The sequence below is a fragment of the Streptomyces sp. NBC_00029 genome (assembly GCF_045160505.1).
In the GTDB taxonomy this organism is placed as follows: Bacteria; Actinomycetota; Actinomycetes; order Streptomycetales; family Streptomycetaceae; genus Streptomyces.
In genome coordinates, this window is record NZ_CP108292.1 from 8,533,839 (window position 1) to 8,547,438 (window position 13,600).

The 13,600-nt window shown below is 72.0% G+C and carries 14 protein-coding genes and 1 pseudogene; 9 read left to right on the top strand and 6 right to left on the bottom strand.

Going from position 1 to position 13,600, the window contains the following annotated elements; all coding sequences use genetic code 11:
- Positions 1-340: 340 nt before the first annotated feature.
- Both OG753_RS39270 and OG753_RS39275 read right to left on the bottom strand, forming a co-directional pair.
- A complete protein-coding gene (locus OG753_RS39270) occupies positions 341-856 on the bottom strand; it encodes a hypothetical protein (RefSeq protein WP_327266548.1) in 516 nt (171 codons plus the stop codon).
- Between the two features lie 2 nt (positions 857-858).
- A complete protein-coding gene (locus OG753_RS39275) occupies positions 859-1,401 on the bottom strand; it encodes a hypothetical protein (RefSeq protein WP_405792378.1) in 543 nt (180 codons plus the stop codon).
- 373 nt (positions 1,402-1,774) lie between these two features.
- Between OG753_RS39275 and OG753_RS39280 the strand changes: the two genes are divergently transcribed.
- The 3 genes and pseudogenes from OG753_RS39280 (at position 1,775) to OG753_RS39290 (ending at position 3,572) form a co-directional block, all read left to right on the top strand.
- Complete coding sequence (locus tag OG753_RS39280) at positions 1,775-2,398, top strand: hypothetical protein (protein ID WP_405792380.1); 624 nt, start codon at positions 1,775-1,777, stop codon at positions 2,396-2,398.
- Positions 2,398-3,101 (top strand): annotated as a pseudogene (locus tag OG753_RS39285) (NAD-dependent epimerase/dehydratase family protein); the annotation flags it as partial. The gene OG753_RS39280 and the pseudogene OG753_RS39285, both read left to right, overlap by 1 nt.
- 102 nt (positions 3,102-3,203) lie before the next feature.
- A complete protein-coding gene (locus OG753_RS39290; RefSeq protein ID WP_327266551.1) occupies positions 3,204-3,572 on the top strand; it encodes a PRC-barrel domain-containing protein in 369 nt (122 codons plus the stop codon).
- A gap of 116 nt (positions 3,573-3,688) precedes the next feature.
- On the opposite strand, the gene OG753_RS39295 is transcribed toward OG753_RS39290, so the two are convergent.
- Complete coding sequence (locus OG753_RS39295) at positions 3,689-6,469, bottom strand: glycosyl hydrolase 2 galactose-binding domain-containing protein (RefSeq protein WP_405792383.1); 2,781 nt, start codon at positions 6,467-6,469, stop codon at positions 3,689-3,691.
- A gap of 327 nt (positions 6,470-6,796) precedes the next feature.
- Between OG753_RS39295 and OG753_RS39300 the strand changes: the two genes are divergently transcribed.
- The 3 genes from OG753_RS39300 to OG753_RS39310 all read left to right on the top strand — a co-directional run bounded on the left by OG753_RS39300 (position 6,797) and on the right by OG753_RS39310 (position 8,102).
- Positions 6,797-7,123 carry a hypothetical protein gene (locus tag OG753_RS39300; protein WP_327266553.1) on the top strand — a complete coding sequence of 109 codons (327 nt, stop codon included), beginning with the start codon at positions 6,797-6,799 and terminating at the stop codon, positions 7,121-7,123.
- A gap of 164 nt (positions 7,124-7,287) precedes the next feature.
- On the top strand, positions 7,288-7,419 hold the full coding sequence (locus OG753_RS39305; protein ID WP_327266554.1) for a hypothetical protein: 132 nt from the start codon (positions 7,288-7,290) through the stop codon (positions 7,417-7,419).
- 167 nt (positions 7,420-7,586) lie between these two features.
- A complete protein-coding gene (locus OG753_RS39310; protein ID WP_405792385.1) occupies positions 7,587-8,102 on the top strand; it encodes a hypothetical protein in 516 nt (171 codons plus the stop codon).
- A gap of 162 nt (positions 8,103-8,264) precedes the next feature.
- On the opposite strand, the gene OG753_RS39315 is transcribed toward OG753_RS39310, so the two are convergent.
- Both OG753_RS39315 and OG753_RS39320 read right to left on the bottom strand, forming a co-directional pair.
- Complete coding sequence (locus OG753_RS39315; protein WP_405792387.1) at positions 8,265-9,068, bottom strand: maleylpyruvate isomerase N-terminal domain-containing protein; 804 nt, start codon at positions 9,066-9,068, stop codon at positions 8,265-8,267.
- Positions 9,069-9,168: 100 nt separating this feature from the next.
- Positions 9,169-10,122, bottom strand: a complete 954-nt coding sequence (locus OG753_RS39320) for a helix-turn-helix domain-containing protein (RefSeq protein ID WP_327266557.1) — start codon at positions 10,120-10,122, stop codon at positions 9,169-9,171.
- 219 nt (positions 10,123-10,341) lie between these two features.
- Between OG753_RS39320 and OG753_RS39325 the strand changes: the two genes are divergently transcribed.
- From OG753_RS39325 to OG753_RS39335, 3 genes are all read left to right on the top strand, one after another.
- Entirely contained in the window at positions 10,342-11,010 is a 669-nt protein-coding gene (locus OG753_RS39325; RefSeq protein WP_327266558.1) for a DJ-1/PfpI family protein, read from the top strand.
- A 131-nt stretch (positions 11,011-11,141) separates the two neighbouring features.
- The gene (locus OG753_RS39330; protein ID WP_405792390.1) at positions 11,142-11,453 is read left to right on the top strand and encodes a hypothetical protein; all 312 of its coding nucleotides are present in this window, start codon (positions 11,142-11,144) and stop codon (positions 11,451-11,453) included.
- A 17-nt stretch (positions 11,454-11,470) separates the two neighbouring features.
- On the top strand, positions 11,471-11,974 hold the full coding sequence (locus tag OG753_RS39335) for a DUF2269 family protein (RefSeq protein WP_405792392.1): 504 nt from the start codon (positions 11,471-11,473) through the stop codon (positions 11,972-11,974).
- Positions 11,975-12,279: 305 nt separating this feature from the next.
- Here the strand turns inward: OG753_RS39335 and OG753_RS39340 are convergent, their stop codons facing one another.
- Positions 12,280-13,515, bottom strand: coding sequence for an NAD(P)/FAD-dependent oxidoreductase (locus tag OG753_RS39340; RefSeq protein WP_405792394.1), 1,236 nt, complete (start codon positions 13,513-13,515; stop codon positions 12,280-12,282).
- Positions 13,516-13,600 lie beyond the last annotated feature (85 nt).

Here is a 13,600-nt window from a genome sequence, read left to right on the forward strand (position 1 = left end):
CGGCGGGCGTGGGCACGGCACTGACCTCACGTGCGATGTGCCGGACGAGGATCCAGCCCCAGCCGCCACTGCCGCTGAGGTGCGGCAGCCGAGGCACGGGCGGGGCCGAGCTGGTGTCGGTGACGTCGTCAGGGAGGTCGAGGTGTCGCTGGGGTTCATGGAACGCGGGAGTCATCGCAGGCTCCGGGTGAAGTGGACGCTCTTACCTCTGTAGGAGCGCATGCCCGCCCCGGGCCGCCGCATACCCGGCTTCCGCACCGGCCTCCTCCGACGGCGGCGCGCCGGACCCGTAACAGCGGGTCCGGCGCGCCGCGGCCGCGTCGGGTTTCGGGATGTGTTCTCAGGTGTTGAGCAGCCGGTTGAAGAAGGAGCGGTACTGCTGGAGCGCCAGCCGCAGCTCCTCCGTGGCGACCTGTTCGCCCTGGTCCCACTGGCCCTCCAGGCCCTGCTTGCGCGTGGAGAACGTCTGGGCGAGCGCCTGCATCACCTCGGCCACCAGCGCGTCCGCCGACTTGACCGCGTCCTGCGGGTCATCCACGAACCGCCCCTGGATCTCGCTCCACGTCGTGCGGTAGCGCTCCGCCTCCTCACCGCCGAGCAGCGGTTCGTCCGCCGCCGAGGGCTGCCGGTCCTCGTGGCCCGTGCCTGCCTCCTCCGTGGCGGAACCGTCGTCCCCGTACCGGGTGTCCGCCGTCGCCTCCCCCGGGTACGTGGGCACGCGCCGTTCATCGTCCAGCCGGCCGTCGTCCAGCCGCGGGTCCTGGGTGGTGGTCGCCGTCCCGGGGTTCGCAATGTCCTCGGTCGTCAGCTCGACGCCGGCGGCCCGGTCCTCTTCCCTGTCCGATCGGTTGCGCATGTTCACCGACTCCTCTGGTCACTGAGCAACTCCTCGAAGAGCGCGCGGTAGTGCACCATCGCTCCGCGGAGTTCCTCCGTCGTCGTCCGTCCCGCACCGCTGCGCTCCTTGACGTCGTGCGCGGCGCGATAGTGCTCCAAGGTCTGTCCGTGCTCCACAGAGAGATCACGCACCTGGCGGTTGAACCCCTCCGTGGGGTATCCGCGCTCGCGCATCAGCCGGATGACCAGCTCGTCGGCCTCGCCGACGGAGCCCTCCGGCCGGTCCACGAACCGCTCCTGGACTCCGCTCCACTCCTGCGCGTACTGGTGGCGCCGCTCCGACGGGAGCTCCTTGAGCTCGAATTCCGCGTGGCGTTCCTCGCGGGCCCGCAGCTCGCGCTCCGCGGCCATGCGGCCGCCCTCGGCCTCCACGGTGCGTTCGTACTCGGGCCCGAAACGCTGCTGCAAGTGGCGTCGGCGGGACATCATCCACAGCCCCACGCAAAGTGCGATGACCACGACCGCCGCGATGACGATCACGGTGATGAGCATGCTGTTCGACATGGCTCGCCTCCATCCGGGCCTCACCGGCCTCTGCCACGCGGCTGCCCGGCGCGACACCGGCCAAACGCAGGCCCGGCGTTGGTCCTGGGAGAGGCTCCGCCCGTCCGGCACCCGCCGGGGCGTGATCCCGGCACCGGGAGCAGATGCGGCGCTGGGCACTCGGACGGAGGGGCGTACGTACCGGGCGGGGCCCGTCGGCGCGCGGACGGAGGTGTGGAAGAGGGAGGTTTGAAGGCCGGGAGGCCGGTCAGACGCCAAGAGCCACCCATCTGTCCCACGCGAGCACCGCGGGTCGAAGACGGGCGCACGATCTGTGAACGGCTCCGTGGGTCCGTGGCGGCAGCCGGGACGTCCACAGGATCGGAACAGCGCCATGAACGCTCACCACAGCAGCTCGCGATCCCCTTCCTCCGCTCCGCCCCGCACCCAGCGCCTCCTCGCGATCTACCTCAACGACCACCTCGCGGGCGCCAGCAGCGGCGTGGCACTCATCCGCCGCATGGCCCGAACCCACCGCGGTACACCGGCCGGGCCTCCCCTGGCCGAGCTCGCCGAGGACATCTCCGCCGACCGGGAGAGCCTGCGCGAGGTCATGACCGCCCTCGACATCCCCGCGCAGTGGTCCCGGGTGGTCGTCGGCCGCCTCGCCGAAAAGGTCGGCCGGGTCAAACTCAACGGTCGTCTGGTGAGCCGCTCCCCCCTCAGCGACGTCCTCGAACTGGAAGCCATGCGGATCGGTGTGGAGGGCAAGGAAGCGCTCTGGAAATCGCTCGCCGTCATCGCCGAAACCCACAGCCACCTCGAGCGGGCCGCCGTCGACCGGCTCCTGTCCCGCGCCCGGGATCAGGCAGCCGTACTGGAGGGACTGCGCGAGGAGGCCGCACGGCGCACCTTCACGCCCACGCCCATGGCCGCGGACGAGCCTGCTCACTCCGGCCGGGGCCGCCCCGGCCGGGCATCGCGGCCCGGCCGATCCCACCGGACGAGGTGGGCCTGATGAGGGTCGTGGTCACCGGTGCCACCGGCAATGTGGGCACCAGCGTCGTGAAGGCCCTGGCCGCCGAACGCACGGTCACCGACGTGCTCGGTGTCGCCCGCCGCCGCCCCGGCCTTCGGATCCCCGAAGTCCGCTGGGCCGACGTGGACATCGACCCCGGTCGCGCCGACCTGGCGGAGGTGTTCGCGGGAGCGGACGCCGTCGTGCACCTCGCCCGGCGGTTCCAGCCGACCCACGACCCCGTCGTCACCTGGCGCACCAGGGTGCTGGGCAGCATCGGTGTCCTCGAGGCGTGCGCGCGGGCCGGGGTGCGCGCCCTGGTACACGCCGCGTACTCACCGGGCCCCGCCGACGAGTCCCGGCCCACCCACGGCTGGCCGGGCGCCGCCTACACGGGGGAGAAGGCCTAAACGGAGCGCTGTCTCGACGGCTTCCAGCTCGCGCATCCCGGCATGCGGGTGGTCCGGTTGAGGCCGGCGTTCCTGTTCAAGGAAGGGGCCGCCGACGAGCAGCGCCGGATCTTCGCCGGACCGCCAATCCGGTGGCCGACCCGGTCCTGGACACGGCCGCGGTCGCCGGCCTCCTGCGCTCGCGCACGCTGCCGCTCCGGGCGGGCGCGGCCCGCGCCGCACTCGCCGCAGCCTGGCGGCTGCACCTCGTACCGGCCACCCCGGGACTGCTGGACGCCGTACTGCGGCTTCCGCGTGTCCTCGGCGCATGAGGTCCGGGCCGCGGGGCAGGCGGTGGGCGAAGCGACCGAGCGAGATCCGGCGCAACGACGTCTGACGTGAGGAGTGGTTTGATCATGCACGACGACATGTGGGCCTACCGGTCCGGAATCGTCCACCCGACCGGGGAGGACCTCACCGGATTCAAGGTGGAGGCGGCCGACGGGAGCATCGGCAAGGTCGACAAGCACTCGGCGGAGGTCTCGGACGCGTACCTGGTCGTCGACACGGGAGTCTGGATCTTCGGCAAGGAGGTGCTGATCCCGGCCGGGACGGTGACCGGCATCGACCGGGAGACGCACACGGTGCACGTGGACCGCACCAAGGAGCAGATCAAGGCGGCCCCGGAATTCCACCGCGAGAACCACCTGGCCGACCCGGACTACCGCGTCCAGATCTCCAAGTACTACGGAGCCACCGGCCGGCTCGGCGGGCCCTTCGTGTAGGCACGCTCCGGCACCCGCGGCATCCGGGCACGCGCGCGGCCCCCGCCCGACACGACGTCGGGCGGGGGCCGCGCAGTTCCGCTGCCCGCCCTGCGGGACCTGCGAGGCGCGCGCATTCAGGAAGGGTCCGGGGTGATGTGCGTGGTGGGCGTGTTCCACCCCGAGATCCGGATGCGGGGCGCGTCACCCCTGACGTCCGCCGCCCGGTACTCGGCGGTTAGGACGGCACTCTCACCGGGCCAGAGACTGACCTGGTTGTCGTCCCACCGGACCGGCAGCACGGGTGCGTCCAAGCCGTCGACCAGCCGGACATCGGTCAACAGCGCGGGCGTGTTGCCGCTGCCCGTGTTGCGGACGGTGACCGTGGTGGTGGAGCGTCCACCCGCGTGCTGCGTGGTGCGTGCGGTCGCCGTCACGGTGGCGGCCGCCAGGGACTTCAGCCCGGTCAGGTCGCCATGGGCCGTGACCGGGGTGTGGTACCAGTCGCTGGAGCCGTAGTCGAGGACGTCCGGTCGGGTGGAGAGCCAGTAGACGTTGCGGCTGACCTCGCGCCCGGCGCCGTCGGTGAGCGTCAGCCGGGCGAGGTACGTGGAGTCAGGGAGGTCTTGGCCCTCCGCGAGGGCCGGAACGGTCAGCGCGGTGGTCCTCGCCCCGTCACCGCCGACCTGCAGCCCGCGTACGGTGCGGTCGTAGCGGGAGGTCCCGTCGGTGGCGAAGAGGGTGACCCGGGCGGTGAGCCCGGACACGGCCGCCGGCCGCCGGTTGATGACGGCCACCGTCCGGTCGTCGTAGGAGTACTGGATGTGCAGGGGCTCGTTGGCTTTCTTCGCGCCGTAGTAGGCGCCGCCCCGGTCGAGGTAGCGGTCGATGAGCTGCCAGTGCAGTGAGGTCCAGCCGCTGTTGAACATCCAGTAGATGACCCCGGTCGAGGGGGCGCTCGCGTCCGTGGCGTTGCGGGCGTACGCCTCGAACTGCGCCCGGACGTTCTCGTACTGGCTGAGCTGGGCCTTGGCGACGTAGTCCCCCAGACCGTGCGGAGCGCCGTAGCGGCGGGCGAGGGCGTCGTTGAACAGCTTGAGCGTGTTGTAGGTGGGGGAGGGGGAGCGGTGGTACTGAGGGGCGGACGGCGACTTCCAGAGGGTTTCGAGTTCCGCCGGAGAGAGCATGCGGCGCAGCGTGTCCAGGGTCGGGACGGAGGGTCCGGCGCTCGTCTCGGAGTTGAATCCCGTCGCGCCGCCCTCGCGCTTGTCGTACCAGTACGAGGGCGGGACCCAGTCGTAGGGTCCGGGCATCCGCATGCCGGAGGGGCCGTTCAGGGCCGTGGTGACGTCGGCGGCGGCGGGGATCACCGGGGTGGGCCAGTCGGCGGCGCGCAGGGCGTCGAGGTAGTCCCGTTCGGTCGCCGCGTCGGGTGCGAAGTCGCTGCCGATGAGGAAGGACAGGACGCTGGGGTGGCTGCGCAGCCGGGCGGCCTCGGCCGCCATGGACGCCCGGGCAGTGAGACGGTCGGCGGCGCCCCATTTCTCGCCCGAACCGGAGGGGTTGACCGGCCCCTCCCACTTGTTGCAGCACTCCCAACCGGGCAGGGTGAGGATTCCGTGCCGGTCGGCGAGGTCGAAGAACTCGTCCGGCTCGAGGTGGCCTTCGAGCCGGAGCGTGTTGAGGCCCGCGTCGAGCGCTGCCCTGATCCGGTCCTCCGCGGCGGTGGTGTCCCAGCGCAGCAGCTCGTCGGCCGACCAGCCCGCGCCACGGATCAGGAGGGGGCGGCCGTTGACCGAGTACTGGCGGGCTCCGGCGGAGTTGAGAGGTGCCTTCACCTCGCGGATCCCGAAGGTGTGGCGGACCGAGTCCGAGCGGCTGCCGGCCACCGTCGCCGTCAGGTCGAGCCCGTACAGGTTCTGGGCGCCCATGCCGGCCGGCCACCACAACGCGGGCTGTGCCAGACGTAGTTGAGGGTGCCGGTCCGGGGAGAAGATGAGCGTACGGACCTCACCGGCGCGCAGGACGACGTCCTCGCGCAGCACGATCCCGGTGCCGCTGACGGTGGCGGTGACGACGGTGGTGGCGCTCTCCTGGGAGTCGTTGCGGACCTGAGCCTTCACGGTCAGCTCGGCCGAGGCAGCGGCGACGGTGGCGGTGGGGGATGGCGTCGGGAGCTCCAGGCGCGTCACCACATGGGCGTCGTGCAGCGAAACCGGTCCCCGGCGGCGGACCAGGACATCACGGACGAGACCCATGTTGGCGTCGGGCGGGGGCTGCAGCCAGTCCAGCCAGCCCAGCGTGAGGTGCTTGCGCGGATCGTTGGGCCGCACCCGGAAGGCGACCGTGTTCGTGCCGGCCCGCACGAGCGCGGTGATGTCGAGCTCGTGCCGCGTGTACACACCGGCCACGTCGGCCGCGGAGGCGACCTGCCGGCCGTTGACGTACACGTCCGCCGCGGAGACCACCCCGCTGAAGTCCAGTGACGTGCGCTCCGAGGTGTCGGGAAGCGTGAAGTCGCTGCGGAACCACCACGGCACGGAGAAATCCCCGCGCGGGATGCGCTGCTGGTCCGTGGAGTAGAACGGGTCCGGGTGCGTGCCGTCGGCGACCAGGGCGGCGAGCACCGTGGAACGGGGCCCGGCCCGGTGCCAGCCGGCCGTCGCGTAGCCGGGTGTGGACACGGCGGCCGCCGTGTCGGGAACCTCGGCCGTCGACCGGATCGCGTACCCGGCCAGCGCCGCGGTGCCGCCGGACGCCACCCGGGTCGCGGCGGGCGCGGGACCCGTACCGGACGGCGAGCGGGGCGACGCGGCCGAGGGCAGGGCGGCCGGGGCGAGCAGCAGGCCCAGCAAGGCCAGCGCCACGGCGGCCACGCGGCGTCGCCGGGCGCGAGCGGGGCGGGGGACTTGGGACACGGTGGTCTCCGGGAGGCTGGTCGGACGTCCGCGTGACACGGAGATCAGGTAACGGACCGTAACGCACCGGACACGCGGCACGCAGACCGTCGCGGTCGTACGGCGAGCCGCGCGCTGCGCGCTGCGTGCTGTGTGCTGCGGGCCGTGCGCCTCGCGCCACGCGCGCCCACCGCCGGCCATCGGCCGGTCAGGGCGGCACGGGCCGCTCGGGCGGGCGCCGGATGGCCCACCGGAATCATCTCTTGGAGGGAGCGGTGGTGTTCGGCCCCCGGCATACCGGTGATCATGCGCTCAACTGAGGATCACTCACGGAACGGGGCCCACCTCATGCGTCTTGCACACCGCGCTGCCGCTCCCCTCGCAGCCTTCCTCGTCCTGGCCGCGTCGCCCCCCGCCGACGCGGCGCAGGGCACGTTCACCTTCCGGTTCACCGCGGGCGGCCACGCGCGGGCAGGTGCCCTGAGCAACCCTGCCGACGAGAGGTGCATCGATGCGACCGCCAGCATGGGCGGCGCCGGCCGCGCCCGCGCCGCCAGGAACACGACCAACAGGACGGCCACGCTCTACATGAGCATCGACTGCCAGGACGACGGGGTCGTACTGCGGCCGGGCGCGAGCCGAGCCGCGGAGTTCAAGACCGTGCGCTTCGGCTGACTCCCCTCCGCCCCGCCCCTCCCGGTCATCGGGAGCACCACGGCGCGGAGCCGCAGCACGCAGAGCCCAGCATCGGCAGCGAGCATGACCGGCGCGCCTCGGGACCCGGAGCTGCGGCCGACCCGGCGCCGCGCCCAGCGGCGAATGCCGGGACACGCGAAGGGGTGCAGGGCCTCGACGAGTCCGAACCGGCTGCGGCCGGCCGCTGGCTCACCGGAACCGTCACCGTCATGCGCGAGGCGGCGCTCGACCTGGCTGAGGAGAACCGCAGAGACGGTCCTGAGGAAACGGCCTGAGAGCTGTCCCGTAGATGTTGGTCAGGGTCGGATGGGAATGAGTTGCCGCGGCGGCTCCTGCACGTTGCACCAGATAATCGCAGGCGTCCCGCGCAGCGACTGTCCTATCCTGGCCGCTGCCGTCCGTGCCGGGACGGGCCCGACGGAAGGGCGGCGGAGTGCCGGACGTGTACAAGATCATGCTGGATGCCGAGTTGAGCAAGGCGTTCGACGTGTGGTCCGGCTATCTGGACGCCCGGACTGGTGAAGACCCCGATGTCCGTGCACGGCTGCGCTCCACGTTGCAGTCGGCCCGCGCGGCAGCCGCCGAGGACGATCCCGCGTCTGCACGCGCGTTGGTGGCAGAGATGTACGACGACGCCCGGGAAGCCGGCCTTCCCTGGGCTCCCGCGCAGCCTGGCCCCTGCGCGGCGGACTGGCAGACGCGCGACTACGCCAAGGACGAACTCCGGCAGGTGCTTCCTGTGCACCAACGCGAGGATCTCGACAGCATCGCGATCTACCTGAGCGTCACCGGCCGCCGGCTCCAGAACGCCCCCGGCCTCGACGCAGCCACCCACCAGGACATCCTTTACATTTCGGCCCGCGCCGGGATGGCCCTCGATCTCGCCCATCAGGAAGCGGCGCAACGGGAACTCGAGCGTCTGGAGGCGATCGCGCGACGGTGCGGCGTGGAGCGCTGAGTCCGGCGACAACGGCGATCAGCTGGTGAGCCGCCGCCTTGGTCAGCCGCTTCGCAGCCGTGACGGTCTGCTCCCCCCGCGGCCCCGGGGCCACCACGGCCTGGTTTCAGCCGTTGGCGCAGGGCATGCCCCGGGGCGTACGAGGTGGCGCATCGTCACGTCCTACTCACTCGGGTCCCAGGTCCTGAGCTGCTCGAAGACACCTCGGTCGCCGTCGAGCTCCAGGGAGTCGATCGGGATGCGGTTGTACAGGATGAAGACCAGCTCGCTGGCCGTGCCCCGAGCGGAGAAGTAAGCGGCGGCCGTGTCCGGGTCCTGGCCGCCAGAGGTGGCCGGCATGGTGCCGGGCTCGGGGAGCCGGGCGCTACGTGCGCCGTCGGCGGAGAGCGAGAGGCGCCAGGAGCGGCCCTCGGAGGCGTGGAAGTCGATGACAGCGGGCTTGTGAGGCCAGGCACTTGTCGTGGTGACGCAGGTGGACAGGAACTCGTCGACACCGTCGAGCGCCACCTCCTCCGGCAGCGGCTGCGGGGCACCTACGGTGATCTGGGCGTCGTACGTGTGCACCGCCATCTGCTGGAGCTGGTGCCGGGCCACGGCTCCGGAGGTGTGCGGCGACTGCAACGTCTCCCACCACGCCCAGCAACCGCGATCCGGGCCGGCCTTCCGCAATGCGTCCAGCAGTTGCTCCGTGGACTCCGCCAACCAGGCCAGCAAAGCCTCGCGCTCCCTAGGCGCAGCCGGGGAGCCCTCCGCTGCGGACTTCGCCGAAGCAGGCCCTGCTGCGACGGTGGCTGCCCAGTCGCGGCGCCCCTCGCCGATGTGCTGCGCCAGATCGAACAGCGTCCACTCGGGGCAGGTCGGAACCTGTGCGTCGAGGCTGGGCGCGGAGGCGACCGCGGCGCGGAAGGCAGTCGACCGTTCGTCGATCAGTTGCAGCAGAGCGGGGAACTCAAGTGTCGTTGTCACCCTGAATCTTTATCACTGTGTTCCGACAATCGGACAGTGATTTTTTACAGCCGCCATCGCGGGCGGACCCTCACCACCGCGAAGCCGTGCCTGGGCGCCGTCAGAGCGACTTCTGCGTCTGGAAGGTACGCCGGTAGGCACGCGGGCTGGTGCCGGTGAGGCGTTTGAAGCGTTCCCGGAACGCCGTGGGAGAGCCGAAACCGACCTGCGCGGCGATCCGTTCGACGGGGTGCGCGGTGGTCTCCAGCAGATGCTGCGCCTGGCGGATCCGGGCCCGGTGCAGCCACTGAAGCGGTGACGTGCCCGTCTGTTCGCGGAAGCGCCGGTTCAGGGTCCGGACGCTCATGCCGCTCTGCCGGGCGAGGTCGTCCAGGGCGAGCTCGCGCCGGGCGTTGTCCTCCATCCAGCGCATGAGCGGTTCCAGTACCGACCCGCGAGGGGCCGGCGGCTGCTCGTGGACGATGAACTGGGCCTGCCCGCCGTCGCGTTCCAGCGGCATGACCGACAGTCGGGCGGCGTCCGCGGCCACCGCCGAGCCGAGGTCGCACCGGATCATGTGCAGACACAGGTCCAGCCCCGCTGCGGCCCCTGCGGAGGTGAGCAGCTGTCCGTTGTCCACGTACAGCACCCCGGGGTCCACCTCGACCGCCGGATGGAGCGCGGCCAGGAGATCCGCGGCCGACCAGTGCGTGGTGGCGCGCAGGCCGTCCAGCAGGCCCGTCGAGGCCAGTACGAACGCGCCCACGCAGACGGAGGCGATCCTGGTCCCGCGCGCGGCGGCCTGGCTCAGCGCGTCGAGCACCTCCTGGGGCACCGGCGCCGTGGGATCGGCCGTGCCCGGCACGATGATCGTGTCCGCCTCGGCCAGCTCGGCCAGCGGCCACGGCGCGCGCAGGGAGAAGGCCCCCGCGTCGACCTCCTCGGCGGCCGCACAGACACGGACCCGATAGGCCGGGCGGCCGCCGGGAAGCCGGGTACGCGTGAACACCTCGATGGGGGTCGACAGGTCGAACGGGATCACGCCGTCCAGGGCGAGAACGGCCACGGTATGCATGGCCCAACCATAGCCGTGCGCGGGTCGACTCACTCGCGTGGTCCGGTCACCGTTGGCATGTCAGTGCAGGTCAGAGAGGCTCTGGGTGGTCTGTGTCCGGTTGGCCAGAATCCGTTGGAAGGTGGCATTCCAGCCTCTGTCGACTGCTGTGGACCGTGACTAGCGTCGATGCCGGCGCCCCACCCGTGGGCCCTTTCCCAAGACGAGGAGACCTCCCCGATGCTGTGTCAGATCGTGCTGTTCGACGGCTTCGACCCCATGGACGTCATCGGCCCGTACGAGGTCCTCCACGCGGGTTCCGTCGCGGCGCCGGGGGATCTACGCGTGGAGCTGGTCTCCGCGGAGGGCCCGCGCGACGTACCCAGCGGCGCGGGGCTGATCTCGCTGCGCGCCACCGCCCGGCTCGACCCGCAGCACGCGGACCTGGTCGTCGTACCGGGCGCAGTCGGCCCGCTGGGCGCGCTGTCCGATCCGGACGCCCCGGTGAACGCCGACTCCATCCCGGCCCTGCTCGGCCGCTCGTTGGAGACCGGCCTGCCCGCGCTCCTGAAGGAAGCCCTGGAACGGCCGGGGCTGACCGTCGCCACCGTCTGCGGCGGCTCCCTGGTGCTCGCGATGGCCGGGTTGATCGAGGGCCGCCACGCGACCACCCACCACCTCGGACGGGACCTGCTCGACGCCACGGGCGCCGTGGCGGTCGACGCCCGCGTCGTGGACGACGGCGACCTCGTGACGGGTGCGGGCGTCACGTCCGGCCTCGACCTGGGCCTGTACCTGCTGGAGCGCGAGCTCGGCCCACGGATCGCGCACGCCGTGGAGCAGCTCTTCGCGTTCGAGCGCCGCGGCACCGTCTGGCGCGCCGCAGGCCCGGTTCCCGCAGCCTTCTGACGCGCCCTCCGCCACATCGCACGTGCCCGGCACAGGACCCGCGCGCCGCCCACCGGACACGCGTCCTCACCCGACACGCACCCGCCACCCCCGGACGCATCCACCATCCCCCGTCGAGGAAGGCTCACCACATGTCCGTCGAAGGCACCTGGAACCTCTTGATCGCCACCCCCATCGGCAGGCAACAGGCCGTCCTGCGCCTGTTCGTGCAGGACGGGGCCCTGCACGGCGTCGCCACCGGAGAGGCGGAGGAGGTTCCGCTGACCGGACTCGAATGCCACGGCGACCGCCTCACGTGGCGCCAGTCGATCACCAAGCCCATGCGCCTGCACCTGGCCTTCGACGTCACCGTGACGCAGGACGCACTGGCCGGCACCGCCAAGGCCGGCCGCCTGCCCGCCACCCGCGTCACCGGCCACCGGACCGCACCCTCCCACTCCTGACCACCTGGATCACCCACGTGACAAAGTTCCTCCTCTCCGTCCACGTCCTGGCGGCGATCATCACGATCGGCCCGGTCACCGTCGCCGCCAGCATGTTTCCCGCCGTCGCGCGCCGCGCCCTCGCAGACGCAGACGCAGACGCCGGTGTCGACGGTGCTGCGGCGGTCCTCCCCGCGGCCCGTACGCTGCACCGCATCTGCCGGGTCTACGCCGTGATCGCGGTCGCGGTGCCGGTGTTCGGCCTGGCGACCGCCAACAGCCTCCACGTACTGACCAGCCCCTGGCTCCTCACCTCGATCGCACTGACCGCGGCGGCCGCCGCCGTGCTCGGCGGCCTGGTGCTGCCCCGCCAGGCCGCGGCGCTGGCCGGCCTCCGTACCGCCGTCGACGAGCAGCGGGCGGCCCCCGCCGTCCTACGGGCGCTCGCACGACTGGGCACGTACACCGGGCTGTTCAACCTGCTGTGGGCAACGGTGACCGTCCTGATGATCGTCCGCCCCGGATCCACCACAGGAGCGTGAAGTGCACCGCACCAGCCACCTCCTCCGGATCTCCGCTCCCGTCGAACTCGTCACCCTGGCCGCCCTGCTGCTCAACCTGACTCTGCTGCACCTCCCCGCGCTGGCCTCGGCCGTCGGCCCCCTCCACGGCTGCGCCTACCTGATCGTCGTCATCGCGGCCGCCCGCGAGGCCGCACCGGACCGAACGGCCGTCGCGCTGTCGGCCGTACCCGGCATCGGAGGCGTCCTCGCCCTGCGCAGGCTCGACGCACATCGCCGCCGGATTGCCACCATGCCCCCGCGATCCCCTGCTCCGGACGCCCCGGTCAGTGGGGCAGCAGCGACTCCAGCGGCACCTGCGGGTCGGCGAGGCGCGCCGGGTCGATGGCCGCGCGGGAGCGGATCAGGGCCTGGATCGGCTCGGTGACGTCCCAGACGTTGACGTTCATACCGGCAAGGACGCGGCCCCCGGACAGCCAGAACGCGATGAACTCGCGGGTCGCGGTGCTGCCGCGGAAGACGACCCGGTCGTAGCCGCCCGGCTCCACGTAGCCGGTGTACTCCATGCCCAGGTCGTACTGGTCGGTGAAGAAGTACGGCAGCCGGTCGTAGGCGTCCTCCCGGCCCAGCATGGCCCGGGCCGCGGCCTGCGGCTGGTTGAGGGCGTTGGCCCAGTGCTCGACACGGATCCGGCGCCCCAGGAAGGGGTGGTGGGCGTTGGCCACGTCGCCCGCCGCGTAGACGTCGGGTACGGAGGTGCGCAGGTGCTCGTCGGTGACGATGCCGTTGTCGACGGTCAGTCCCGCATCCTCGGCCAGGCCGGTGTTGGGGGTGATGCCGACGCCGACGACGACGGTGTCCGCGGCGATACGGGTGCCGTCGCCCAGCCGGATCCCGTCGGCGGTGCCGTCGTCGCCGGTGATCGCGGTGATCTGTACGCCGAACCGGAGGTCCACGCCGTGGTCCCGGTGCAGGTCGGCGAAGACCTGGGCGACCTCACGGCCGAGTACGCGCAGCAACGGCAGCTCCGCGCTCTCCAGCACCACCACCTCGCAACCCGCCGCACGGGCGGCGGCAGCGGTTTCCAGGCCGATCCAGCCCGCGCCGATGACGACGACCGTGGCGCCGGGCCGGAACGCCGCCTTGAGCCGGTCGCTGTCCGCGAGCCGCCTCAGGTACAGGACCCCGTCCAGGTCGGCGCCGGGAACGGGCAGCCGGCGAGGTGAGGATCCGGTGGTCAGCAGCAGCCTGCTGTATTCGACCCGCCTGCCGTCGGCGAGCGTCACCCGGCGGGCCGCGGTGTCGAGGGCCGTGGCCGTCGCCCCCAGGCGCAGGTCGACGTCGTGCTCGGAGTACCACTGCTGCGGATGGACGTAGACCGCCTCGCGCTCCTGGGTTCCCAGCAGATAGCCCTTGGACAGCGGCGGACGCTCGTAGGGACGTTCCTGTTCCGCTCCGATGAGGACGAGAGGGCCGTCGTAACCCTCCTCGCGCAGGGTCTGCGCGGCTTTCGCCCCGCCCAGTCCTGCTCCGACGATGACGTAGGCGCTGTTCGTGGTCATGGCGGTCGTTTCCTTCACTCGGTGGTTCGCGCAGTGCCGGTCCGGGCGGAGCTGTGCTGCGAGCAGTCCGGGTCGATCCAGATTT

Excerpts from the sequence above, each read along its gene's own strand:
- OG753_RS39270 (WP_327266548.1), bottom strand. The coding sequence starts at position 856 with ATGCGCAACCGATCGGACAGGGAAGAGGACCGGGCCGCCGGCGTCGAG.
- OG753_RS39280 (WP_405792380.1), top strand. The coding sequence starts at position 1,775 with ATGAACGCTCACCACAGCAGCTCGCGATCCCCTTCCTCCGCTCCGCCC.
- OG753_RS39275 (WP_405792378.1), bottom strand. The coding sequence starts at position 1,401 with ATGTCGAACAGCATGCTCATCACCGTGATCGTCATCGCGGCGGTCGTG.
- OG753_RS39330 (WP_405792390.1), top strand. The coding sequence starts at position 11,142 with ATGTCCGTCGAAGGCACCTGGAACCTCTTGATCGCCACCCCCATCGGC.
- OG753_RS39290 (WP_327266551.1), top strand. The coding sequence starts at position 3,204 with ATGCACGACGACATGTGGGCCTACCGGTCCGGAATCGTCCACCCGACC.
- OG753_RS39325 (WP_327266558.1), top strand. The coding sequence starts at position 10,342 with ATGCTGTGTCAGATCGTGCTGTTCGACGGCTTCGACCCCATGGACGTC.
- OG753_RS39320 (WP_327266557.1), bottom strand. The coding sequence starts at position 10,122 with ATGCATACCGTGGCCGTTCTCGCCCTGGACGGCGTGATCCCGTTCGAC.
- OG753_RS39340 (WP_405792394.1), bottom strand. The coding sequence starts at position 13,515 with ATGACCACGAACAGCGCCTACGTCATCGTCGGAGCAGGACTGGGCGGG.
- OG753_RS39300 (WP_327266553.1), top strand. The coding sequence starts at position 6,797 with ATGCGTCTTGCACACCGCGCTGCCGCTCCCCTCGCAGCCTTCCTCGTC.